General features: G+C 53.7%; 22 protein-coding genes. 10 read left to right on the top strand and 12 right to left on the bottom strand.

All coding sequences use genetic code 11. The features are described from left to right. Positions 1-129 precede the first annotated feature (129 nt). The 5 genes from AC4IC4_RS12760 to crrC all read right to left on the bottom strand — a co-directional run bounded on the left by AC4IC4_RS12760 (position 130) and on the right by crrC (position 7,954). Positions 130-2,064 carry an exoribonuclease II gene (locus AC4IC4_RS12760; protein ID WP_024907129.1) on the bottom strand — a complete coding sequence of 645 codons (1,935 nt, stop codon included), beginning with the start codon at positions 2,062-2,064 and terminating at the stop codon, positions 130-132. Positions 2,065-2,152: 88 nt separating this feature from the next. Then, complete coding sequence (locus AC4IC4_RS12755; RefSeq protein WP_491471261.1) at positions 2,153-3,139, bottom strand: CMD domain-containing protein; 987 nt, start codon at positions 3,137-3,139, stop codon at positions 2,153-2,155. Between the two features lie 154 nt (positions 3,140-3,293). After that, positions 3,294-4,082, bottom strand: coding sequence for an enoyl-ACP reductase FabI (fabI, locus tag AC4IC4_RS12750; protein WP_003856831.1), 789 nt, complete (start codon positions 4,080-4,082; stop codon positions 3,294-3,296). A gap of 270 nt (positions 4,083-4,352) precedes the next feature. Next, on the bottom strand, positions 4,353-7,448 hold the full coding sequence (locus AC4IC4_RS12745; RefSeq protein ID WP_491471260.1) for a multidrug efflux RND transporter permease subunit: 3,096 nt from the start codon (positions 7,446-7,448) through the stop codon (positions 4,353-4,355). 95 nt (positions 7,449-7,543) lie between these two features. Continuing rightward, positions 7,544-7,954 (bottom strand): colistin resistant protein CrrC, encoded by a 411-nt coding sequence (gene crrC / locus AC4IC4_RS12740; protein WP_473723530.1) that lies wholly within the window; start codon positions 7,952-7,954, stop codon positions 7,544-7,546. 247 nt (positions 7,955-8,201) lie between these two features. On the opposite strand from crrC, the gene AC4IC4_RS12735 reads away from it, so the two are divergent. Further along, on the top strand, positions 8,202-8,906 hold the full coding sequence (locus AC4IC4_RS12735) for a response regulator (protein WP_024907133.1): 705 nt from the start codon (positions 8,202-8,204) through the stop codon (positions 8,904-8,906). Beyond that, complete coding sequence (locus tag AC4IC4_RS12730; RefSeq protein ID WP_491471259.1) at positions 8,903-9,967, top strand: ATP-binding protein; 1,065 nt, start codon at positions 8,903-8,905, stop codon at positions 9,965-9,967. Before AC4IC4_RS12735 ends, AC4IC4_RS12730 begins: the two co-directional genes overlap by 4 nt. Here AC4IC4_RS12730 and AC4IC4_RS12725 read toward each other — a convergent pair. From AC4IC4_RS12725 to pspF, 7 genes are all read right to left on the bottom strand, one after another. After that, positions 9,948-10,889: an ATP-grasp fold amidoligase family protein gene (locus AC4IC4_RS12725; protein WP_473721515.1), complete on the bottom strand. Its 942-nt coding sequence runs from the start codon at positions 10,887-10,889 to the stop codon at positions 9,948-9,950. The genes AC4IC4_RS12730 and AC4IC4_RS12725 overlap by 20 nt on opposite strands. Positions 10,890-11,037: 148 nt before the next feature. Continuing rightward, on the bottom strand, positions 11,038-11,844 hold the full coding sequence (sapF, locus tag AC4IC4_RS12720; protein WP_023312051.1) for a putrescine export ABC transporter ATP-binding protein SapF: 807 nt from the start codon (positions 11,842-11,844) through the stop codon (positions 11,038-11,040). Position 11,845: 1 nt separating this feature from the next. After that, positions 11,846-12,838: a putrescine export ABC transporter ATP-binding protein SapD gene (gene sapD, locus AC4IC4_RS12715; protein ID WP_008501228.1), complete on the bottom strand. Its 993-nt coding sequence runs from the start codon at positions 12,836-12,838 to the stop codon at positions 11,846-11,848. Further along, positions 12,838-13,728 (bottom strand): putrescine export ABC transporter permease SapC, encoded by an 891-nt coding sequence (gene sapC, locus AC4IC4_RS12710; protein WP_024907136.1) that lies wholly within the window; start codon positions 13,726-13,728, stop codon positions 12,838-12,840. The genes sapD and sapC overlap by 1 nt, the downstream gene beginning before the upstream one ends. Next, positions 13,715-14,680, bottom strand: a complete 966-nt coding sequence (gene sapB, locus AC4IC4_RS12705; RefSeq protein WP_024907137.1) for a putrescine export ABC transporter permease SapB — start codon at positions 14,678-14,680, stop codon at positions 13,715-13,717. The genes sapC and sapB overlap by 14 nt, the downstream gene beginning before the upstream one ends. Beyond that, on the bottom strand, positions 14,677-16,317 hold the full coding sequence (sapA, locus tag AC4IC4_RS12700) for an ABC transporter substrate-binding protein SapA (protein WP_032647550.1): 1,641 nt from the start codon (positions 16,315-16,317) through the stop codon (positions 14,677-14,679). Before sapA ends, sapB begins: the two co-directional genes overlap by 4 nt. An 87-nt stretch (positions 16,318-16,404) precedes the next feature. Then, complete coding sequence (gene pspF, locus AC4IC4_RS12695) at positions 16,405-17,382, bottom strand: phage shock protein operon transcriptional activator (protein WP_491471258.1); 978 nt, start codon at positions 17,380-17,382, stop codon at positions 16,405-16,407. A gap of 166 nt (positions 17,383-17,548) precedes the next feature. Here pspF and pspA point away from each other — a divergent pair, with 166 nt between their 5' ends. The 8 genes from pspA to AC4IC4_RS12655 all read left to right on the top strand — a co-directional run bounded on the left by pspA (position 17,549) and on the right by AC4IC4_RS12655 (position 24,021). Continuing rightward, complete coding sequence (gene pspA / locus AC4IC4_RS12690; RefSeq protein ID WP_021240283.1) at positions 17,549-18,217, top strand: phage shock protein PspA; 669 nt, start codon at positions 17,549-17,551, stop codon at positions 18,215-18,217. A gap of 49 nt (positions 18,218-18,266) precedes the next feature. Beyond that, positions 18,267-18,491, top strand: a complete 225-nt coding sequence (gene pspB / locus AC4IC4_RS12685) for an envelope stress response membrane protein PspB (protein ID WP_023312045.1) — start codon at positions 18,267-18,269, stop codon at positions 18,489-18,491. Further along, positions 18,491-18,850 carry an envelope stress response membrane protein PspC gene (gene pspC, locus AC4IC4_RS12680; RefSeq protein ID WP_008501237.1) on the top strand — a complete coding sequence of 120 codons (360 nt, stop codon included), beginning with the start codon at positions 18,491-18,493 and terminating at the stop codon, positions 18,848-18,850. The genes pspB and pspC overlap by 1 nt, the downstream gene beginning before the upstream one ends. A gap of 12 nt (positions 18,851-18,862) precedes the next feature. Then, a complete protein-coding gene (gene pspD, locus AC4IC4_RS12675) occupies positions 18,863-19,087 on the top strand; it encodes a phage shock protein PspD (RefSeq protein ID WP_023312043.1) in 225 nt (74 codons plus the stop codon). Between the two features lie 196 nt (positions 19,088-19,283). Further along, positions 19,284-20,981 (top strand): sugar phosphorylase, encoded by a 1,698-nt coding sequence (locus AC4IC4_RS12670; RefSeq protein ID WP_491471257.1) that lies wholly within the window; start codon positions 19,284-19,286, stop codon positions 20,979-20,981. Between the two features lie 14 nt (positions 20,982-20,995). After that, positions 20,996-22,288 (top strand): ABC transporter substrate-binding protein, encoded by a 1,293-nt coding sequence (locus AC4IC4_RS12665; protein ID WP_061714987.1) that lies wholly within the window; start codon positions 20,996-20,998, stop codon positions 22,286-22,288. A 22-nt stretch (positions 22,289-22,310) separates the two neighbouring features. Next, positions 22,311-23,192 (top strand): carbohydrate ABC transporter permease, encoded by an 882-nt coding sequence (locus AC4IC4_RS12660; protein ID WP_491471256.1) that lies wholly within the window; start codon positions 22,311-22,313, stop codon positions 23,190-23,192. Next, on the top strand, positions 23,179-24,021 hold the full coding sequence (locus tag AC4IC4_RS12655) for a carbohydrate ABC transporter permease (protein ID WP_491471255.1): 843 nt from the start codon (positions 23,179-23,181) through the stop codon (positions 24,019-24,021). Before AC4IC4_RS12660 ends, AC4IC4_RS12655 begins: the two co-directional genes overlap by 14 nt. Positions 24,022-24,026: the final 5 nt, after the last annotated feature.

Raw genomic sequence — 24,026 nt, 5'->3', positions numbered from 1 at the left:
GATAATTATGGCGAATTTGGGCGAAGGGAGACTGAAAATAGTAAGGAAAAATAATGATTTTGTGGCGGGGATAAACAGAAAAATTGCCGGCCTTTCCCCGAAGGAAAGGACCGACAATTGAACCGGTTATCAGGCGACAGGACGCGCGATAATACTGCGGGTTTCCATGCGAACTTCGGCAATAGTAACGTCAATCACGTCGGTGACCTTGTAAACTGTTTCGCCTTTAATTTGCACGGTACCGTTTTCCTGACTACAGACCATTTCGTCACGAACCGCATGCAGGAACGGCGCAGGAATAAACGCGACAGCACCGTTATCGACCAGGCGGACGCGCATCCCCCCGCGGCTGATGTCGATGATCTCTGCGGCGAAACGGGTATCCGTCCCGGCTTTATCCTGCAGGAAGCGTGCGTACAGCCAGTCTCCAACGTCACGTTCCGCCATGCGATTCAGACGGCGGCGATCGGCCATCTGCAGCGTGGTGTCTTCCTGAGGACGAGCAACGGTTTCGCCTTTGATAATCGCTTTCAGCAGACGGTGGTTAACCATATCGCCATACTTACGGATTGGCGATGTCCAGGTGGCGTATGCTTCGAGGCCAAGACCAAAGTGCGGGCCCGGCTCGGTACTGATTTCCGCGAATGACTGGAAGCGACGAATGCGGCTGTCCAGGAAGCCCGACGGCTGCGCGTCCAGTTCGCGGCGAAGCTTGCAGAAGCCCGGCAGGGTCAGCACTTCTTCCGGATCAACGTGCACATCGTGATTCTTCAGCAGGGCCGCCAGCGCTTCGGTATTCGCCGGATCAAACCCGGTGTGGACGTTGTAAATGCCAAAGCCCAGCTTGTCGCGCAACACGCGTGCGGCGCAGATGTTGGCGGAAATCATCGCTTCTTCAACAATGCGGTTCGCAATGCGTCGCGGTTCGGCCACGATATCCAGCACTTCGCCTTTCTCACCCAGAACAAAGCGATAATCCGGGCGATCTTTGAACACCAGCGCATGGGTTTGACGCCACTCGCCGCGGTTGAGACAGATGCGATGCAGCAGACGGATCTGCGCGGCAATGGCGTCTGATTCAGGTTTCCAGCTACCGGTATTTTCAAGCCAGTCGGACACGTTATCGTAGGCCAGCTTGGCTTTCGATTCGATAGTGGCAGCAAAGAACTCGATATCGTCTTCAATCGCGCCATCCGCAGCAATGGTCATGCGGCAGGCAAGGACCGGGCGCACTTCATTTGGACGCAGCGAGCAAAGATCGTCTGACAATTCGCGCGGCAGCATCGGAATGTTGAAGCCCGGCAGGTAGTTGGTGAAGGCGCGGATTTTCGCCGCGTCATCCAGCTTGCTGCCTTCGGCAATCCAGGCGGTGGGATCGGCAATGGCGACGGTCAGATGCAGTTTGCCATCGTCGCTCTCTTCAGCGTAGAGCGCATCGTCCATATCTTCAGTGCTGGCGCTGTCGATGGTGACAAACTCCAGCGCGGTGAGATCGCGACGCGTCAGACCTTCGTCCTGCATCTCGGTCGCTACGCCGTTCGGCGCTTCTTTTTCAAGATTGTGGCGTGCCAGCGTGACCCACCATGGCACGAAATGGTCGGCGCCAAAGGTGATGAATTGGGTCAACTCAGCATAAAAACCGCGATCGCCTTTCAGAGGATGACGGCGCATTTCTGCTACGGCCCAGTCACCTTCTTTAAAATCATGCTCAACGCCACGGGCGGCGCGGCAGGGAATGGCATCTTTCAGCAGGGGATGATCCGGCACGATAGAAAGCCGATCGTCTTTTCGCTGCACCTTACCCACAAAACGGGTCAGGAACGGTTCGATCAGTTCTTCCGGTTCCGCGGACTCGCGATCCTTCTCGGTATGAATGACGGCCATGACGCGATCGCCATGCATCACTTTCTTCATCTGCGGTGGCGGAATGAAGTAGCTTTTCTGCGCGTCAACCTCAAGGAAGCCAAAGCCCTTTTCCGTGGCTTTTACGACCCCTTCTGCACGCGGCGTCTGGGAATGCAGTTGCTGTTTAAGCTGCGCTAGCAGCGGGTTGTCCTGAAACATAATGTTCTATTTTCGTAGCCATTGAGCGGCTGACAGTTTTACGCGATTCTCACTGTCTCAGCAAGCGGTCTTTGGGTAATGAGTGTGGTTATTCCTCTTTACCAAACGCCACTTTCAGACGATCGAGCCAGCCATCAAACGCACTTTGGGTAAGCAGCGTGATGGCATATTCGCCCTGGAGTCCTTGATCCGTGAGCGGGGTAAACTGCGCGGCGCTGAAGCGGTCCGGAGAGCGGGTCAGCAGTTCGACCGCCGCCGAAAGTGCGGGGGAGGTCTGCGGGATCTCTGCGCGGCTGTTTAACAGGATCTCTCCGGTCAGGTCGAGCAGCGACGGCTCATGGCAAAGCACCGGCGTCAGCGCCTCCAGCGCGGGTTCGGCTTGCCAGCGAGACAGCGACTCAAGCTGATGCGCACTCGCATAGCGCAGCTCCACGACGGGCAAAAGCGGCACCCATGCATCGTGGCTCGCGGGAAGCGTGTGCGGCTGAATATGATGGCCTGGCAACCAGCGAACAGGATGTCCCAACAGCGCCTGAAAAATCGCGACGACGCGCGCCTGAAAACCGATAAACCCTATAATCTGGTTTATCACCACAATGTCATACGTTGACAGGCCCACCTCATCAAGCTGGTTCTGCGCTTTATCATCAATGACATCAGGAGAGCTGGCGAGCTGGCGAGCATACTGGGTGATCTGTGCCAGGCGGCGGTTGCTTTCGCGCGAGGAGTCCGGGCCGGGAAGCGGGGCGAGCAGGGCGGCGTAGTGGTTACAGAGCCGCTGAACGCCACAGGCCTGTGCGACCGTTAGCGCGGTACTGAGCCGATCGTAAGCGCTGAGCGTATGCAGGCGGTTCACGGGGATCGAGAGCGGAAACAGCTGGTGGCATAAGGCTCTGGCAGGGGTAAGCCAGCCAGAACAGGCGGCGACAATCTCATCAGGCAAGGCTAAATCGAGCAAAAAACGATCGTCGACGTTAGCGGCTTCGGGCACCAGGGGCAGAACATCCGTCTGCGCGTGGTTTGACTGGGTTTCATGATACCAGTGGCCTTTGCCGGAAAAACGGCGTTGTTCCATGTGCGTTCCTTGATCTCAAAATGGCGATCAATATCCTGGCGTAAGGCAGATAAAGGGAAAAATATTGTTAGGTGATAACAAATAGCAGAACGGAATAACGAAGGGGTGACGCGGGGGGAAATACTCTCTTCCCGGGCGGGAAGAGAGTCACAGCTTATTTAATTTCCAGCTCGTTCATTGCAGCGATGTTGAAGCCGCCGTCAACGTGAACCACTTCGCCGGAGATACCCGCGGAAAGGTCAGAGCACAGGAATGCTGCAGAGTTACCCACATCTTCAATGGTAACGGTACGACGAATCGGGGTAACCGCTTCGCAGTGTGCCAGCATTTTACGGAAATCTTTAATACCGGAAGCGGCCAGGGTGCGGATAGGACCTGCAGAGATGGCGTTAACGCGCACGCCTTCAGGACCCATTGCGTTCGCCATGTAGCGTACGTTCGCTTCCAGAGACGCTTTAGCCAGACCCATAACGTTGTAGTTAGGGATAGCACGTTCAGCGCCCAGGTAGGACAGGGTCAGCAGGGCTGCGCCCGGGTTCAGCATCGCGCGGCAGGATTTCGCCATCGCAACGAAGCTGTAGGAGCTGATGTCGTGCGCGATTTTGAAGCCATCACGGGTAACCGCGTTCACGTAGTCGCCGTCCAGCTGGTCGCCAGGAGCGAAGCCGATGGAGTGAACGAAACCGTCGAATTTCGGCCATGCTTTTGCCAGTTCAGCAAACATGCCGTCGATGCTTTCGTCTTGTGCAACGTCACATTCCAGAACAATGCTGGAACCCAGCTGCGCGGCAAACTCTTCAACACGGCCTTTCAGCTTGTCGTTCTGGTAGGTGAACGCCAGCTCAGCGCCTTCGCGATGCATTGCCTGTGCGATGCCGTATGCGATGGACAGTTTGCTGGCAACGCCAGTTACCAGAATGCGCTTACCGGAAAGAAAACCCATAGCTTTAATCCTTATATTCATTGCTAATTTTGCCTTGTAATTCATAGCGTTACAGGCAGTATTTCAAAATCATTCGAAATTAGCTCGAAATTATAGCCCACTCACAGCCCCTTGTGTCACGATATTTCTCGCACTTCTCCGAAGACGCCTGCCCCGAAGAATGCACCGCGGACTCGCGGGGGCTCAAAATTTCAGCATTCGTCCAGTATATCACCCGGCAACAGCTTCGCCTCATCCAACCAGAGAGGCAGCGTGATTCCACCAGGGTATTTACGCTTTCCTGATGTTGTCGACGAAACGCGCAATGACGATAAAGAAAACCGGTACGAAGAAGATCGCGAGAAGCGTACCGCTAATCATGCCGCCAAATACGCCGGTACCGATGGCATGCTGCGTACTGTCGCTCGCCCCCCTGGCCAGCATCAACGGAACAACCCCTAAGCTGAAGGCTAACGATGTCATCAGAATCGGACGCAGGCGCTGGCTGGCGGCATGAATGGTTGCCGCCAGCAGGGGCTGCCCCTGGCGATGGAGCTGCCTGGCAAATTCAACAATCAGAATGGCGTTCTTGGTCGACAGGCCGATAAGCGTAATCAGGCCGACCTTAAAGAAAACGTCATTCGTCATGCCGGCAACAAACACTGCTATCACCGCGCCGATAAGACCCAACGGAACGACCAGCATGACCGCAAAAGGAATAGACCAGCTCTCATACAGGGCGGCGAGCACCATAAACACGACCAGTATCGACAGGACAATAAGGGCCGGAAGCTGAGATTCCGATTTTCTCTCCTGCAATGAACTCCCGGCCCACTCGCCCGCCATGCCCTGAGGTAACTCTCTGGACAAACTCTCCATAACCTTCATTGCGGTGCCGCTGGATACTCCTGACGCCGCATTTCCGGTAATGCGAAGAGCAGAATAACCCTGATAGCGCGTCAACTGCTGCGGCGCAACGTTCCAGGAGATCGTCACGAACGTTGATAACGGCACCATCTCACCCATCCGGTTTTTCACTGATAGTTTCAGTATCTGCTCAGGCTGCATTCGGTAGGGGGCATCGGCCTGAATAATCACCTGTTGAACGCGGCCGTTGTTCGTATAGTCATTGACGTAATTTGAGCCCAGAGTAACGGAGAGCGTCTGGTTGATTTCATCAAATGAGACGCCCATCGCTTCCGCTTTTTCCCGGTCAACCTGGAGCGCAAGGCTGGTTCCTTCCGCCAGACCGTCTATATAGACGTCATTCAGTTCAGGACGCTGATTGGCTTGCAGGACCAGCGCGTCGGCAGCGCGCTTTAACGCCTCGTAGCCCAGTCCTGCTCTGTCCTGCACGTACCAGGTGAAGCCTGAGGAGGTACCCATATCCGAAATGGCCGGCGGGAGCAGGCTCATCGTGACGGCATCAGAGACGTTCGTCATGCTGGCCTGTATATGGTCGGCTTCATCCTGGGCCGTCGAGCCCCGTCGATTTTTCCAGTCTTTCAGGGTGGTAAAGGCCATCGCCGAATTCGGTCCGGAACCCGAAAACCCAAACCCCAGGATCATAATGTTGCTTTCAATATCCGGCCGGGCCGTAATTTCCTCTTCAAACTTTTTAACCACGTTAAGGGTGCGCTGCATCGTGGCATCTGAAGGCAGCTGGATTGAAGACATAAAGTAGCCCTGATCTTCGTCCGGCAGAAAGGACGACGGTAACGAAGACAAACCCAAAAACAGCGCAGCACAAAGCGCAACGTACAGAAGCAGCATACGCCCGGTTCGCTTCAGAACGGCACCCAGCCCGGCTTCGTAACAGGTGGTAAGCCTATGAAAGCGCGCATTAAACCCTGCCGCGAACCGCCCACCTCCGCTCTTTTCTCCCTGATGCGGCTTGAGTAGCGTAGCGCACAGGGCAGGGGTCAGCGTCAGGGCAAGAAACGCGGACAGCAGTATGGAGACTGCCATGGAAATACAAAATTGCCGGTAGATGATCCCGACGGATCCTTCAGCAAACCCCATGGGGATAAAGACGGCGGTGAGCACTAGCGTGATCCCGATAATCGCCGGGGTGATCTCCTGCATGGCTTGCCGGGTAGCGTCCCGTGGGGAAAGACTTTTTTCCTCCATCAGTCGTTCGACGTTCTCCACAACCACAATGGCATCATCAACGATAATCCCTATCGCCAGCACCATGCCGAACATCGTCAGAATATTGATGGAGTATCCGCTCAATAACATCACCGTGAAGGTGCCAAGAAGTGCGACGGGAGCAACAATCGCCGGGATAAGCGTACAGCGTATTTTTTGCAGAAACAGCAGCATAACCAGAAAGACGAGGACCATCGCTTCCACAAATGTCTGAACAACCTTCACGATAGAAAGTTTCACAAACGGCGCGGTATCGAAAGGAACCGTGAACACCATTCCGTCGGGTAACACCCGGGAAAGCTCGTCGATGCGCGCACGCACGCCTGAAGCCGTACTCATTGCGTTGGCGCCTGGCGACAGCTGGATTGCCGCCGCCGTCGAGGGCACGCCATTTTCACGGATACCAAAAGCGTAGCTTTGCAGGCCGGATTCAATCCGCGCAATGTCGGATAATTTCAGGCGGGCGCCGGATGCGTCAGATTTCAGGGTGATATTCCTGAACGCCTCGACCGAGGAGAGCTGTCCCTTTACGGTGATGGGATACGTTACCCCTTGTCCTTCAGATGCGGGCTCATCTCCCGTTTTGCCGGGCGAAACCAGGGCATTTTGCTGGCCAACAGCAGTAAGCACATCGCTCACCGAAAGGCCGTAGCTGTGGAGCTTCATTGGATCCAGCCAGATACGCAGCGCTTTTTCGCCGCCAAACAGCTGGACTTTCCCTACGCCGGGCACGCGACGAAGCTCGTCACTGACGTTTCGGGCAAAATAGTCGCTTAAGTCGGCTTCCTCGAATTGACCGTTGGTGGACTTCAGCCCCACCATCATTAAAAATCCAGAATTAGCGGCCTCGACGTAAATGCCATTTTGTCTTACCGCCTGAGGAAGACGAGGCTCGACGATCTTAATCTGATTCTGTAGATCCATCTGTGCCAGCTTGATGTCCGTGCCGGGTTTAAACGTGACGGTAATCGATGCCGAGCCGGTTGTGTCACTGGATGATTCGAAATAGAGCAAGTTATCGACTCCAGAGATTTCTCGCTCAATTAACGACACCACCGACGTATTCATGATATCGGGGCTGGCCCCCGGGTAACTGACGGAAATGATGATACCTGGCGGTGCCACCGCCGGATACTGCGCAACCGGCAAACGAGGAATAGACAGGAGACCCGTCAGGACGATAAACAGCGCCACTACCCAGGCGAAAATGGGACGTTCGATAAAAAAATGAGGCATTGAGTTATTTTTGTGCAAAAGAGTGAGGTAGAGACTCTACCGCGCACCTGTTTAGCGGAAGTGGGCGGTTTATGGAGGCCGTGTGGATCAAGGGCTCAAATCATTCTCATAATGAGGTACAGCGGTGATCCGCCAAAAAAAATGATCAAATAACACTCGTAATAAAAGACCAGATCCTCGATATCGGGCATCGCGTTTAACAGCACGGTGAACGTAATAATGAGATAAACAAAAATCACCATCAGCCAGAAGGCGACGACAAATAGCTCAGTTAGCGCACCAGCTTTATTTTGGATGATCAGTGAGACCACCGACAACGCGATGCAGCCATAGATAATAGGGGAAGAGAGCAGCGTCGAGGCGACTTTTTCATCCACTCTGTGTACCAGCACCAGCCAGGTATAAAGTAATCCCCACGATAGCAGCAGAAACAGGGAATATATGCCCAGTTTTTTAGGAGAGAAATATTTTGAAAGTTCCATGTTCATTATTTCAGCCAACTTCATAAAATCTTTAAGAAACAGTGGTAATTTGCAGCGCGCAATGCACAACGCGTTATGCCTCAATAGCGATTTTGAACGGACATTGTCGAGTCTTTATTGACTGAATGTGTAGGCTGTGTGGAGAAATAACCGGGCATTTAAATCAACCGGGAAATTTTCGTGACTACGGCACTTTTTCCCAGAGGCTGTGTCTTATTGTGCTAAAGATATCTGATAGCGTGCTTAAAGGGATTTCACCCGCGGAGATAATATGAACAAAAATACGCTGATCCTTGTTGTTGAAGATGAAGACGAAATCGCCGATATACTGATGAGCTACTTAGAGCGTTCGGGAATGAAAACGCTGAGGGCCAGGCAGGGCGAGCAGGCGATAACGCTTAATCGCCTCCATAAACCGGATCTCATCTTGCTGGACATTCACCTGCCCGTGTGTGACGGCTGGAGCGTGCTTACTACGCTTCGCCATGAAAGTGCTGTCCCCGTCATTATGGTTTCCGCTCTCGATCAGGACGTCGATAAGCTTATGGGGCTGAGGCTCGGGGCGGATGATTACGTAATCAAACCCTTCAACCCCTCAGAGGTTGTCGCACGGGTTGAGGCGGTGCTGCGCAGGACAAAACCTGCGCTTCAGCAGGCGGGTTCCCTGCCGCTCAGAACGCCCTTTATTACGGTCTATCCGGATGATTTCTACGTGGAAGTCACCGTGGGCGAAGAGGTTATCTCCCCGGTATTAACGACGACCGAATTTAAATTACTTACCTGGCTGGTGCGATATCCGCGAAAGGTCTGTTCCCGTGAAGAGTTACTCAACGCGTGTCTGCCGGAAGGCGATACGCTCGACAGAACGGTCGATAGCCATATGAGCAAGTTGCGTAAAAAACTGGAGCTTGCCGGTCTTTACGGTGTTCCCGAGAGCATCAGAGGCATGGGCTACCGGCTTGGGGAAAAGAAATGAATAAAGAGTCTGTCCTGAGTCGTCAGATCTTAACGTATATGCTGTTGCTGACGTTTACGATAATTGCCATCGCCATCCTGGGCTCCTGGTTTTTTTACTCCTTTATTCTGGATCACCTCCCGGGCGGCCCTGCTGCGGGCGATGATGAGCAGATGACGATGTGGGACTGGGCATGGATTGGGACCGCGACGACGATCAGCCTGATTATTGCACTCTTTTTGACGGTCAAACTGTCATCGCGAATACTCACCCCGCTAAACGCAGTTGCGTCCAGCCTGAAAAAGATTTCTCAGGGCGATCTGGATGCCCGGGCATTCTGTGCCAGTTCCCGGCTGGGTGAGATTAATCACCTTGTGACGGATTTCAATGAAATGGCGGAAAAATTACAGACGCTGGATATTCAGAGGAAATCCTGGAATGCGGCTATTGCGCATGAGTTGAGAACCCCGGTCACGATCTTACGCGGACGGCTTCAGGGGTTGGTTGACGGTGTTTTTACCCCGGACCCGGTGCTGTTTAATAATCTTCTCAAACAGACGGAAGGGTTAACCCGCCTGATTGAAGATCTCCGGGTTGTCAGTTCGCATGGCGGGGCGGGATACACGCTATACCAGTCCAGAACAGATTTAAAAGGGACAATACAGGACGCGCTCGATACCTTCATGCCCGAGTTCAGCCGTAAGGCATTTACCGTCAATACAGAACTGAGGGATCAGCAATGCGTATTCGATCCGTTACGCATCAATCAGTGTCTGACCGTTTTATTTGACAATGCCTTACACTATTCAACCTCGCGCAAACTCATCGTGAAAAATGGCGTTTCTGATAAAGGCAATTATATCCTTATTCAGGACGGGGGGCCGGGCATCCCCAGGGAGTTTCATGATTTCTTATTTCAGCCGTTTCAGCGCGATAATGGCGCCAGGCAGTTGAACCCGGAAGGCTGTGGTTTGGGCTTGTCGGTGGTAAAAGCCATCATGCTGGCGCATGGTGGCGATGTTACCTATACCTTATCGACGCAAAGCCACTCGATATTTAAACTTACCTGGCCCGACTCGTGAGTTTCAGCGGCAGGTCAAATGCACCTGCCGGCGATAAATGCCATATTTTTCCTAACTTAGCATCCCATTCCTGCGGGGTAATCGTCAGTTTACCGCGTCTCGGGCTTAAGGTTATTTCACTAAAATAGATGTCTTCTTTTTTTAGCATGAGGTCAACGCGGCAGTAGTCGATGCCATCCGCCAGCTCCTGGGATGCCAGCAACGCTTGTCGGAACAAGACCGGTTCGTCTGGATTTACTGAAGTATTCGGATACTCCATCTGGAAGGGTTGTAAGTTCCAGTGCCTGTCATAAACGTTGATAAAACCGTTGCCGTTATCATCCGTAAAATCCGCTTCAACATAGTGGGCGACGCCATGAAAGCAATGGATCCTCAGCATTTCGGGCGTCGTATTCCTGTCAGCATCATCGAAGAGATCGACGAATGGCTCGCAAAGTATACTCGGCGTAATGTTTTTGTACTGCCACTCACGCGTGGTGTAGTACAAATTTTTCTTTAACGCGAGGCTCAGTTTTTTACGCGCTTTCTTGTCGTTAAATTGCGCTTTGTTCGTACATATTATTGTGCTGCCACTATCATGGTTGCACTTAAGGACGAATTTGTCAGGGAGCACGGAAAAATCAATCTGCGACGCCCTGGTATAAACGCCAATTAATGGCACCGTTTTCACGCGCGTTGTTCTGGAGGAAACGTATGCCCGAACGGCGAGTTTATCGGCAAGCATCGTGTAGAGGTTATTATGGTCATAGACCAGACGATGACATATTTTTTCACTCAACGTCGTGGGTGATTGAATATCAGGTTTTGTCCCGGATGTTTTCTCGAGTCTCACAGTATGAAAGTACAGGTCCGTCATTAAGAATGAACGGCATTTTCTGATGAGATACTCGGTATATTTGAGAACGTAAGTGGCGTTGTTCATTTCTTCTCCTCCGTAATATCCGGATATTCTGGAGAAGAACTGTTGATTGATATTGGTTAAAAGATGGAGCAGGTATGGAGACGAAAATTTAAAGGATTAAATAGTGTGTAAAGGCTATTTAATCCTTATTGAGCGGTGCAACGTTTGTTTACCGGTCTTTGCGCCATGCATCGGCGGTTAATGCTTCACCGAAATGACCAGCTATCAGTCGTTTTGTCAGCTCATGAAGCGGGGAGGCCATCACATCCGCCGTGCTGCCGCGCTCGACCACTTCTCCCTGGTGCATGACCATCACCTGATCGCTGATATGCTTCATCATTCCCAGATGTTGGGTGACGTAGATATACGAGATCCCCTGTTTTTCCTGCAATTCCAGCATCAGGTTAATCAGCTGAGAGCGCATCGACATATCCAGCGAGGCAAGCGCTTCATCAGCAATGATCACTTTTGGCCGCAATATCAATGCACGCGCCAGACCCAGACGCTGTTTCTGGCCGGGGGCCAGCATGTGCGGGTAGTAGCTTTCGTGATCCGGTAACAGCCCAACCATGCGCAGAGTTTCAAATACGCGCTTACGGCGCGCCTCTGGCTCCAGGTCGGTGTTCAGACGCAGCGGAAAATCGAGGATCTGCGAAATGCGCTGGCGTGGATTAAGCGAGGTAGACGGATCCTGGAAGATCATGCGGATGCGCTGGCTGCGGAAAGAGTAATCCCCGAACGTCAGAGGATGATCGTCAATCAACACTTCGCCTGCAGTCGGTTCAACCATGCCGGCGAGCATTTTTGCCAGGGTGGATTTCCCGGAACCGTTTTCGCCAATAATCGCCAGCGTCTGTTTTTCACGCAGCGTAAAGCTCAGCGGTTTCACCGCGTCGACAGTTTGGCGATGAAACAGCCCCGTGCGGTAGCGAAAGGTCTTACTCAGGTTGCGGACTTCCAGTAAGGTTTCGACCATTTCACTCTCTCTCCATGTTCAGCGGGAAATGACAGGCGTAAAGATGATTTTTCGCCCCGGTCAGGCGTGGCGTCTCGATACATTTACGCTGAGCATAGGGACACCGCGGCCCCAGACGACAGCCTATCGGCAGGGATTCCAGCAGCGGAATCGCCCCCGGCAGGGTATTCAGGCGGCTTTTATGCGGCATCGCGCTGCCAAAATCCGGAATCGCACGGATAAGCGCCTGTGTATACGGATGATGCGGCGCGGTGATCAGGTCTTCACTCGGCGCGGTTTCGACCGTTTGCCCGCAGTACATCACGTCAATTTTATCCGCCCATTTGCTGAGCATTTGCAGGTCATGGCTGATCAGCAAAATGGTGGTGTTGTTATTCTGGTTGAGACGCGACAGCAGGCGGAAGATTTGCGCCTGCGTGGTGGGTTCCATCGCGTTGGTGGGCTCATCCGCAATCAGCAAACGCGGCTGATTAGCCAGTGCGATGGCAATCATCACTTTCTGACACTCGCCGTCGGTCAGCTCGTACGGGAAGCTGCGCATCGCATCTTTGTGATCTTTTATCCCGACGCGGTGTAAAAGCTCGATGGCGCGACGCTTGCGCCAGCCAACGCGCTGCCACCAGCGGCCTTTATAGGTCCAGCCGGGGATGTTCTGCATCAGCTGTTTGCCCACGCGTTCGGACGGGTCGAGACAGGACTGCGGCTCCTGGAAAATCATCGAGACGTTATGCCCGACCAGCTTACGCCGCTCGCGGGGGGAGAGGCGCAGCAGATCGATATCATCAAAACGCATACGGTCTGCGGTGACGCGCCAGTTGTCTTTCGCTACGCCGCAGATGGCTTTGGCGATCAGACTTTTGCCTGAGCCGGATTCACCCACCAGCCCACGAATTTCACCCTCGGCGAGGGTAATGCTGATGCGATCGACGGCTTTAACCCAGCCTTCACCGGTTTTGAATTCAATGGTGAGGTTGCGAATATCAAGAAGCGGCATTATTGCACCCCCGCATTAATTGCACGGCGAATACCGTCGCCCAGCAGGTTGATGAGCAGCACGCTCACCATAATGGCCGCACCCGGCAGCATAACCGTCCACGGTGCCACGTAAATTAACTCCAGCGCGTCACCGAGCATCGCACCCCATTCGGGCGACGGCAACTGCGCGCCGAGGTCGAGGAAGCCGAGCGCCGCGATGTCCAGGATCGCCATCGACAGGGCGCGGGTGATCTCAGTGACCAGCCCGGCGGCGATGTTAGGCAGCACGGCAAACCACAGAATGTTGAAGGTCGTTGCGCCGTCCAGACGGGCTGCGACGACATACTCTTTTTCCAGTTCATCATGCACCATGCTGTAAACCGAGCGCACGATGCGGGGCAGGATAGCCAGCCAGACGGCGAACATGGCATGCGACAGATGCGGACCGGCAAAGGCAACCACAATGATCGCCAGCAGCAGGGACGGAATCGACAGCAGCGTATCCAGAATGTGGTTAAGCACCGCCGAGCGCAGGCCATGCGTGGATCCTGCAAAAATACCGAGCGCCAGCCCGCAGATCGTTGCCGCGAGCGTCACCACAAATGCGCCGCCAACCGTCGGGGCTGCACCGCTCAGCAGGCGGCTCAACACGTCACGTCCGAGGTCGTCCGTTCCCAGGAAGAAAGAGACTTCACCGTAGCGCGACCAGGACGGTGGCAGCAGCTGATAGCCAAGGAACTGCTGGTCAATGCCGTACGGTGCAAACCACGCGCCAAAGACGCACAGCAACACCAGACCGGCACAGCCATAAAGGCCGATCATTGCCGTGGTGTCACCATAGAATTTACGCCACACGGTACGCAGCACGCCGGGCGTGCGCTTTTCACTGTATACGCTATCGTAAGGCATACCATTCCTTATGCTTCAATGGGTTAGCCATAGCACCCAGAATATCGGACAACACGTTGACAATAATCACCAGCGAACCAATCACCATCACACCCGCAGAAATAGCGGCGTAGTCCTGCTGGCGAATGGCGTTAATCAGCCATCGCCCAAGGCCTGGCCAGCTAAAGACCATCTCGGTGATCATGGCCAGCGTCAGCATGGTGGAAAACTGTAATCCAAGACGCGGAATAACCGGCGGTAGCGCGTTGTGCAGGACGTTGCGGCGCAGTATGGTCAGGCGTGACAACCCGCGCGTGGCGGCGGCTTTGACGTAGTTCTGGTCAAATACCTCAATGGTGCTCAGGCGCATCAGGCGGATCACTTCGGTTGTCGGCGCAACCGCCAGGGTCAGCACCGGCAGTACCATATGGCGCAGGGCGCTGACGATCATCTCGTGGCGCCACACCGAATCGGACAGCCACGCGTCAATGATGGCAAAACCCGTCACCGTTTTAACCGTATAGAGCAGGTCAAAACGCCCCGAAACCGGCAGCCAGCCCATCGTCAGCGAGAAGAACAGCGTCAGCAGCAGCGCCAGCCAGAATACCGGGATGGAGAAGCCGAACAGGGCGAGGGCGCTGATAAACTTATCCTGCCATTTATTGCGGTAGATCCCGGCCAGCATGCCCACGGGGATCCCGACCATCAGGGCAAAGCCGAAGGCCAGAATGCACAGCTCCATCGTGGCCGGGAACACCTCTTTCAACTGCTGGGAAATCAGCTGCCCGTTAATGCTGGACACGCCGAAATCCCAGTGCAGGAGCCCGTTAAACCAGAAGAGCCAGGCATCCCACAGCGACGACCCCTGAAGCGGGGCATGGGGCGTGAAATAGCTCAGGCTGAAGCCGACAAAGTTCAGGAAAAAGAGCGTCACCAGCAGCAAAAGGAGCCGACGTAAGGTAAAAATAATCACGGTTTTTTCACCTCTTGTTCTTTTTCACGCGACACGCCAGCGAACGAGGCGTTGCCAAACGGACTCAGTACCAGACCTTTAATATCATAACGATAGGCCTGAAGACGCAGGGAAGAGGCCAGCGGCAACACCGGCAGTTCCTGGGCGAGGATCTTCTGCGCTTCATCATAGGCGTCAATACGTGAGGCCAGCTGCTGGGAAGCCAGCGCTTTTTGCAGCACGGCGTCAAACTCCCGGTTACACCAGTGGGCATAGTTGGTCTGCGAGTTTATCGCCGCACAGCTCAGTAGCGGCCGGAAGAAGCTGTCCGGATCGTTACTGTCGGTCGCCCAGCCGGTCAGGGTTAAATCATGATTCATATCCATCAGGCGCGCCTCCTGGAAACGGCCCTCAACCGGTACGATGATCACTTTGACACCCACCTGCGCCATATCTGCCTGCAGCAGTTCGGCGGTCTTGAGCGGGCTGGGGTTCCACGCCTGGGAACTGGTGGGCACCCAAAGCTGCAGCGTCAGGTTTTCTGCCCCCAGCGCTTTCAGCTGTTCACGCGCTTTTGCCGGATTGTATTCCGTAATTTTAGCTTCACCGTCATAGGCCCACGAGGCGCGCGGTAAAATTGAGGCGGCGGTTTCCGCCGTGCCGTAGTAGATCGACTGCATCAGGCGCTGGTTGTTAATGGCCAGCGCCAGAGCGTGCCGAACGGCAGGGTTATTCAACGGCGGTTTATCCGTGTTAAAGGCCAGATACGCGATGTTCATCCCCGGGCGTAGCGTCAGACGCAGACGCGGATCGTCGCGCAAAATCGTGAGCTGGCTGGCCGCGGGCCAGGCAAGGACGTCACATTCCCCGGTGAGCAATTTCGACAGACGTCCCGTTCCGCCAGAGCCGAGATCCACCACCACCTGCGGCATCAGCGGCGTACCGCGCCAGAAATGTTCATGGCGCTGCAGACGAATATACTGTCCGGCGCGGTATTCGGCCAGCTGGAACGGACCGGTGCCAACCGGCTGACGATCGAGCAGTTCCTGACGATCTTTTTTCGTCAACTGAGCCGCGTATTCGGCCGACATGACGGATGCATAGTGGGTTGCCAGGTGCCAGAGGAAGGAGGCATCCGGGCGCGTCAGCGTGAATTCAACCGTGCGGTTGTCCAGTTTGCGCACGCTTTTCACGGTGTCGGCAAACTGCAGGCTGTCGAAATAGGGGAAATTGCTGCCGTTAACGTTATGCCACGGGTGGTTGCGGTTAAAGATACGCTGGAAGGTGAAGACCACGTCATCTGCGTTCAGCTTGCGCGTGGGGGTAAACCACGGTGTGCGTTGAAACGCGACGTCATCGCGCAGGTGAAAACGGTAGGTAGCGCCGTTATCCAGCACTTCCCAGCTTTCCGCAAGCTCAGGCACCAGACGGTAGGTGTACGGGTCAACATCAAGCAGACGGTCGTAAAGCTGCGCGGCAAGGGTATCCACAATCAGGCCGCTGCCCGCTTTTTGCGGGTTGAAGGTATCCACCTGGCCGCTTACGCAATAGACGAAGCCGCTGTCACGAATGTCAGGCTGCGGCGTTTGCCCGGGCGCAGCAAAAGCCTGGCTGCTAAACAGACCAAGTGCAAAAAAGGACGATAAAACCAGACGCATAATTTTTAAGGTTTTTAGGTTCGATCTGCAAAGTGTATCGCACTTACGCCTGCTTCGTAAAAATGTCTATGGTAAGTGCTGATATTGTCAGCGCATTTGATGCTTTTTAAGCAATGCCCTTAACTGATGGTAGGTCAGACCCAGCAGTTCAGCCGCCCGTTTCTGGTTATATTTCGCCGTCTTCAGGCTTTGCTCCAGCAGCTGTTTCTCCTGGTCGTGCTGGAACTGGCGTAAATCAAGGGGGAGAGTAGGGTGATCGCCTGAAGACGTTGGCACGGTCAGCGACGGCACGTTGCGTTGAAAAGGGTCGATAATGATGTTGTCCAGCTCTGTCTCGCTGCTGCCGTGGCGATAGACGGAACGCTCCACGACGTTTTTCAGTTCGCGGATATTTCCCGGCCAGTTGTAAGCAAGCAGCGTCTCCTGTGCATAATCGCTGAAGCCTGGGAACAGCGGCAGTCCGAGCTCGCGGCACATCTGAATCGCAAACTGGTCTGCCAGCAGCATGATGTCGCTTTTGCGCTCGCGCAGCGGAGGAAGCTGAACGACGTCAAAGGCCAGGCGGTCAAGCAGGTCGGCACGGAATTTCTCCTCCGCCACCATCTCCGGCAGGTTGGCGTTCGTGGCGCATACCAGGCGCACGTTGACCTGCAGCGGCTGGCTACCGCCGACGCGCTCCAGCTCGCCGTATTCAATCACGCGCAGCAGTTTTTCCTGCACCAGCATGGGCGCGGTGGCGAGCTCATCAAGAAACAGCGTACCGCCGTCGGCGCGCTCAAAGCGTCCAGGATGACGCTTCTGGGCACCGGTAAACGCGCCCGCCTCATGCCCGAAAAGCTCGGTATCGAGCAGGTTTTCATTCAGCGCCGCGCAGTTAAGGGAAATGAAGGGGCCGTCCCAGCGCCCGGATAAATAGTGCAGACGGTTAGCTATCAATTCCTTCCCCGTTCCGCGTTCACCGATGATCAGTACCGGTTTGTTGAGCGGCGCCAGGCGAGAAACCTGTTCCAGCACTTCCAGAAAACTGTTTGCTTCGCCGAGTAAATTGTCTTTGTATCCAGGCATGATGAAATTAACCACTCCTTAGCGATATTCACCAGGCAAGAATAGTTCTTTACTGCATGAAAATCAATCAGTCTCAGTGAAATCAATAAGATAAAAAGTTGGCATGATGTTTGTATTGTCTGTACAGCAGGGCATAGCCCGATAACAGAACTATGAGGATTTGATTATGGGTATTTTTTCTCGTTTTGCCGACATCGTGAACGCCAACATCAACTCACTGCTTGAGAAGGCGGAAGATCCGCAGAAGCTGGTTCGCCTGATGATTCAGGAGATGGAAGACACGCTGGTTGAAGTGCGTTCTACCTCCGCCCGTGCGCTGGCGGAAAAAAAACAGCTTACGCGTCGTATTGAACAAGCTACCGCTCAGCTGAACGAATGGCAGGAAAAAGCGGAACTTGCGCTGCGCAAAGACAAAGAGGATCTGGCTCGCGCGGCGCTGATCGAAAAACAGAAGCTGGCAGAGCTGGTCGCGACGCTCGAGCATGAAGTGACGCTGGTGGATGACACGCTCACCCGTATGAAGAAAGAGATTGGTGAGCTTGAAAACAAACTGAGCGAGACCCGCGCGCGTCAGCAGGCGCTGACCCTGCGTCACCAGGCGGCAAGCTCTTCCCGCGACGTGCGTCGTCAGCTGGACAGCGGTAAGCTTGATGAGGCGATGGCGCGTTTTGAATCGTTTGAACGTCGTATCGACCAGATGGAAGCGGAAGCCGAAAGCCATGGCATCGGTAAGCAGAAGTCGCTGGATCAACAGTTCGCCGACCTGAAGGCCGATGATGAAATCAGCGAGCAGCTGGCGGCACTGAAAGCCAAAATGAAGCAAGACAACCAATAATAATTCCTGCGGCACCTGAGCGTGCCGCATCGTAAGACAAGGAGTACACATGAGCGCGCTTTTTCTGGCCATTCCCCTGACAATTTTCGTGCTGTTCGTTTTGCCGATTTGGCTATGGCTGCACTACAGCAACCGTTCTTCACGGGGCGAACTTTCCCAGAGTGAACAACAGCGTCTAGTTCAGCTCTCCGATGAGGCGAACAAAATGCGCGAACGCATTCAGGCGCTGGAAGCCATCCTGGATGCTGAACATCCAAACTGGAGGGACCGTTAATGTCTGGACTGAATCTGAACAAAAAGTTGTGGCGTATTCCGCAGCAGGGCATGGTGCGCGGCGTTTGTGCCGGGCTGGCTCATTATCTTGATGTCCCGGTAAAACTGGTGCGCGTGGTTACGGTGCTATCGATATTCTTCGGACTGGCGTTTATTACCCTGGTGGCATACATCGTCCTGTCGTTTGTCCTTGACCCGATGCCGGAAGGAGAACTGGCTGCGGAAGGTGCCCCCACCAGCAGCGATCTTCTCAATGCGGTTGATGCGCAACTCGCCGCCGGTGAGAAGCGGCTACGGGAAATGGAACGCTATGTCACGTCGGATACCTTTACGCTGAGAAGTCGTTTTCGTCAGCTTTAAGAGAGAGATGAGATGAAACAACACTGGCAACAGGCCGGTCAGAAGGTAAAACCCGGCCTGAAAATCGCAGGTAAACTGGTCCTGCTGACCGCGTTACGGTTCGGACCGGCAGGTGTGGCGGGGTGGGCAATAAAATCCGTTGCCCGCAAGCCGGTCAGAATGGTGCTGGCCGTGGCGCTCGAACCGCTGTTGCAAAAGGTGGCAAAACGGCTTTCTCGCCGCTACTTATCCCAATAATTTCCGCCGGTGTTAGCCCTTTCCCTTCCGGGAGAGGGACTGGCGACGGTTAACCGCATTTCTCTTTTCCCCGTGCTTTCTTTGCGGCAGCTCACAATATTGCGCTGAGCTGCTTTGCAAACACCTTTTTCTCCTTCCCGGTCCGTTGACAGATATTTTTCATGGGAGTAGATTGCCACCTCGTGGGACCGCTACCATGGAAAATGAAATGAAGACAAAAATTAAAGAACTCATTAATCTTGTTTACGGGGAAACGTTTTCTGAAGCCCAGTTTAAGGTGCTGATGGAAAATATTGGAAAGGCCGCTTCTGTTATTACAGAAAAACGTAAGATAGCCTGGGATGAAAAAGATGTTGTTCTGATTACCTATGCCGATCAGTTTTCAGCGAAAGGGGAGAAGGCGCTGCCGGTTTTTACACGTTTTTATAACAAATGGCTTTCCCAATCTTTTTCTCATGTCCATCTTTTACCTTTTTATCCATGGTCTTCGGACGACGGATTTTCTGTTATTGATTATCATGAGGTTGCGCCTGAAACGGGTACGTGGCGAGATGTAGCTGAATTAAAACAGTCCGCCAGTTTAATGTTCGATTTTGTCTGCAACCACATGTCAGCCAAGAGTAAATGGTTCTCTAATTATCTGAAGCAAACGCCTGGCTATGATGATTTCTTTATTTCTGTCGATCCTGAAACAGATTTATCCGCGGTGACGCGTCCGCGTGCCTTACCGCTTCTTACACCTTTCACGCTGCATGATGGCAGCGTGCGACACCTGTGGACCACCTTCAGCGAGGACCAGGTTGATCTTAACTTTGCCTCTCCGCAGGTGCTGATCGCGATGGTGGACGTGCTGCTGCATTACCTGATTGAAGGGGCGCGATACATTCGTCTGGATGCTGTGGGCTTCATGTGGAAAATACCCGGAACAAACTGCATCCACCTTGAGCAAACCCACCAGCTCATCCAGCTTTTCCGCGCTATCACCGAGGCAGTCGCCCCGGGGACGGTGATTATCACCGAGACGAACGTTCCGCATAAAGATAACGTCGCTTATTTCGGTGACGGTGAAAATGAAGCGCAGATGGTTTATCAGTTCTCTTTGCCGCCGCTGGTATTGCATGCGGTGCATTGTCAGGACGTCCGGACGCTGAGCCAGTGGGCAGCGTCGCTGAGGCTGCCTTCGACGAAAACCACCTGGTTTAACTTCCTGGCTTCGCATGATGGGATTGGTCTGAATCCGTTGCGCGGAATTTTACCTGAGTCGGAAATCCTCTCTCTTGTGGAGAAACTTCAGGCTGAAGGGGCGTTGGTTAACTGGAAAAATAACCCGGATGGTACATGCAGTCCTTATGAAATTAATGTGACCTATCTGGATGCATTAAGTACGCGTGACAGTCTTGATAGCCATCGGATTGCCCGGTTTATTCTGGCGCATGCCGTCCTCTTAAGTTTCCCCGGCGTGCCCGCGGTTTATATTCAGAGTATTCTCGGCTCGCGTAATGATTATGCAGGTGTTGAACGTCTGGGATACAACCGCGCGATAAATCGTGAAAAATACATTGCAGGACAAATTGATAGCGTGCTTGAAGATAAAAATAGCCTGCGCTCTCAGGTCTATTACGCATTAAGCCAGTTAATCGCGCTGCGTAGGGCGGAAAAAGCATTCCATCCTGACAGTGAAGCTTATTTTAGTGCGTCAGGTGAGCATGTGTTAAAAATCGTTCGAGTGGCGGATTGTGGCGAAAAAATATCGGCGCTGTTTAATTTCAGTGATGGCATTCAAACGGTGCAGTCCGATATTCAATCCGGAACGGAGTTGATTGCCGGAAAAGATATTACAGATAAAACACTGACCCTATATCCATGGCAGGTGTTGTGGATTAAAGAAAACTAAAAAGGACCTTAAAAATGAAAATGCCCAGAATTGTGCTGATATCAGCACTGGTTTCGTGCGCCCTGTTATCAGGCTGCAAGGATGACAAAAAGTCTGCTGTCACCATTGAGTTTATGCACTCATCTGTCGAGCAGGAGCGTCAGGCAGTTATCACGAAGCTGATCGAAAAATTTGAGAAAGAGAACCCCGGCATCACGGTGAAACAGGTGCCGGTAGAAGAGGATGCCTACAACACCAAGGTTATTACGCTCGCCAGAACGGGCGCACTGCCTGAGGTAATTGAAGTCAGTCATGACTACGCGAAAGTCATGGATAAGGAACAGCTGCTGGATCGCAAAGCTATTGGTGAAGCCATTAAAGCGGTAGGCGAGAACACCTTCTATGACGGCATCTTGCGTGTTGTGCGTACGGAAGATGGTTCTGCCTGGACGGGGGTGCCAGTCAGTGCCTGGCTATCCGGCGTCTGGTATCACAAAGATGTGCTTGCCGCAGCGGGTATCCAGGAGCCGCATAACTGGGAACAGCTGCTGAAAGCCAGCCAGAGCCTTAACGACCCGGCCAAAAAACATTACGGCATTGCGCTGCCCACCGCGGAAAGCGTGATGACAGAGCAGGCATTCTCCCAGTTTGCGCTTTCCGGCGGCGCGAACGTTTTTGATGCCAAAGGGAACGTCGACATCGATACCCCTGAAATGGCAAAGGCCCTGGCATTTTATAAAGCCCTGGCCGCGACCACCATGCCGGGTTCAAACGACGTCATGGAGATCAAAGATGCCTTCATGAACGGTTCTGCGCCGATGGCGGTTTACTCCACCTACATCCTGCCGGCGGTATTCCAGGATGGAAACCCTGCCAACCTGGGCTTCGTCGTCCCAACAGAAACATCTTCTGCAGTTTACGGCATGGTCACGTCGCTGACGATTACCACCGGTCAAACCGAAGATGAAACTCAGGCGGCTGAAAAGTTTGTGACCTGGATGGAGCAGGCTCAAAACGCAACCGACTGGGTCATGATGTCGCCTGGCGCGGCACTGCCGGTGAACAAGCTGGTGGTGGGCACTGATACCTGGAAAAACAACGATGTGATTAAAGCGTTTGGGCAACTGCCTTACGAACTGATTGCGCAGTTCCCAAATGTTCAGGTGTTTGGTGCCGTGGGCGACAAAAACTTCACCCGCATGGGCGATGTAACCGGGTCCGGCATCATCAGTTCCATGGTGCATAACGTCACGGTAGGTAAACAAGATCTCAGCAACACGCTTAGTGACAGCCAGAAGCGACTGACTGATCTGATTTCACAACGATAGGAGCGCTCTGCGGAAGGAAATTATGAAGACGTTGTTTTCTGGTCGTTCAGATATGCCTTTCGCCATGCTGCTGTTGGCCCCCAGCCTGATTTTGCTGGGGGGCCTGGTGGCCTGGCCAATGATTTCCAATATTGAAATCAGTTACTTACGTCTGCCGCTGAACCCGCGTATAGATGCGGTGTTCGTCGGGCTCGATAACTACATCCGCATTCTCGGGGATGCTGCTTTCTGGCACTCGCTGTGGATGACCTTCTGGTACACCGCGCTGGTGGTGATTGGCAGCACGGGGCTGGGGCTGGCTGTTGCGATCTTCTTTAACCGTGAATTCCGTATGCGGAAAACGGCGCGTTCACTGGTGATTCTGTCCTACGTTACGCCGTCCATTTCGCTGGTGTTTGCATGGAAATACATGTTCAACAACGGCTACGGCATTGTGAACTATCTGGGCGTTGACCTGCTGCATCTGTATGACCAGGCGCCGCTGTGGTTCGACAATCCTGGCAGCAGTTTTGTACTGGTGGTGCTGTTCGCCATCTGGCGTTACTTCCCGTACGCGTTCATTTCGTTCCTGGCGATTTTGCAGACCATTGATAAGTCGCTGTATGAAGCGGCGGAAATGGACGGCGCGAATGCCTGGCAGCGTTTTCGAATCGTTACGCTACCCGCGATTATGCCGGTGTTGGCAACAGTGGTGACGCTGCGCACTATCTGGATGTTCTACATGTTTGCGGATGTCTACCTGTTGACGACCAAGGTCGATATTTTGGGCGTCTACCTCTACAAAACGGCATTCGCTTTCAATGATTTGGGTAAAGCAGCGGCGATCTCCGTCGTGCTGTTCGTGATCATCTTCGCGGTGATTCTGCTGACCAGAAAAAGGGTAAACCTCAATGGCAACAAATAAACGCGTACTGAGCCGCATTGGTTTTTATCTGGGGCTGGCGGTGTTTCTGGTCATCACGCTGTTCCCGTTCTTCGTGATGCTAATGACGTCATTTAAGAGTGCGAAAGAGGCGATATCGCTTAACCCGACCATATTGCCGCAGGCGTGGACGCTGCAGCATTACGTCGACATCTTTAACCCGCTGATTTTCCCGTTTGTGGACTACTTCAAAAACAGCATGGTGGTGTCGCTGACCTCATCGGTGATTGCCGTATTTCTCGGCACGCTGGGGGCCTACGCCCTGTCCAAACTGCGTTTTAAGGGTCGCACGACGATCAATGCGAGTTTTTATACCGTCTATATGTTCTCCGGAATATTGCTGGTGGTGCCGCTGTTCAAAATCATCACTGCCCTTGGGATCTACGACACCGAGCTGGCGCTGATTGTCACCATGGTGACCCAAACGTTACCGACAGCGGTGTTCATGCTGCGCAGCTATTTCGACACCATCCCGGACGAGATCGAAGAAGCCGCGATGATGGACGGCCTGAACCGCCTGCAAATCATCTTCCGCATCACCGTGCCGCTGGCGATTTCCGGGCTCGTGTCGGTGTTTGTCTACTGCTTCATGGTGGCGTGGAACGACTACCTGTTTGCGTCCATTTTCCTGTCCAGCGCCAGCAATTTCACCTTGCCGGTCGGGCTGAACACGCTCTTTAGCACGCCAGATTATATCTGGGGTCGCATGATGGCGGCATCGCTGGTGACAGCGCTTCCGGTGGTCATCATGTACGCCCTGTCTGAACGTTTTATTAAAAGTGGTTTGACCGCCGGTGGCGTGAAGGGCTGAGGCGG

This window comes from Enterobacter sp. Taxon_2, assembly GCF_058355295.1.
The sequence above is the reverse complement of the archived record's forward strand: the minus strand, read 5'-3'. Positions and strand labels throughout refer to the sequence as shown.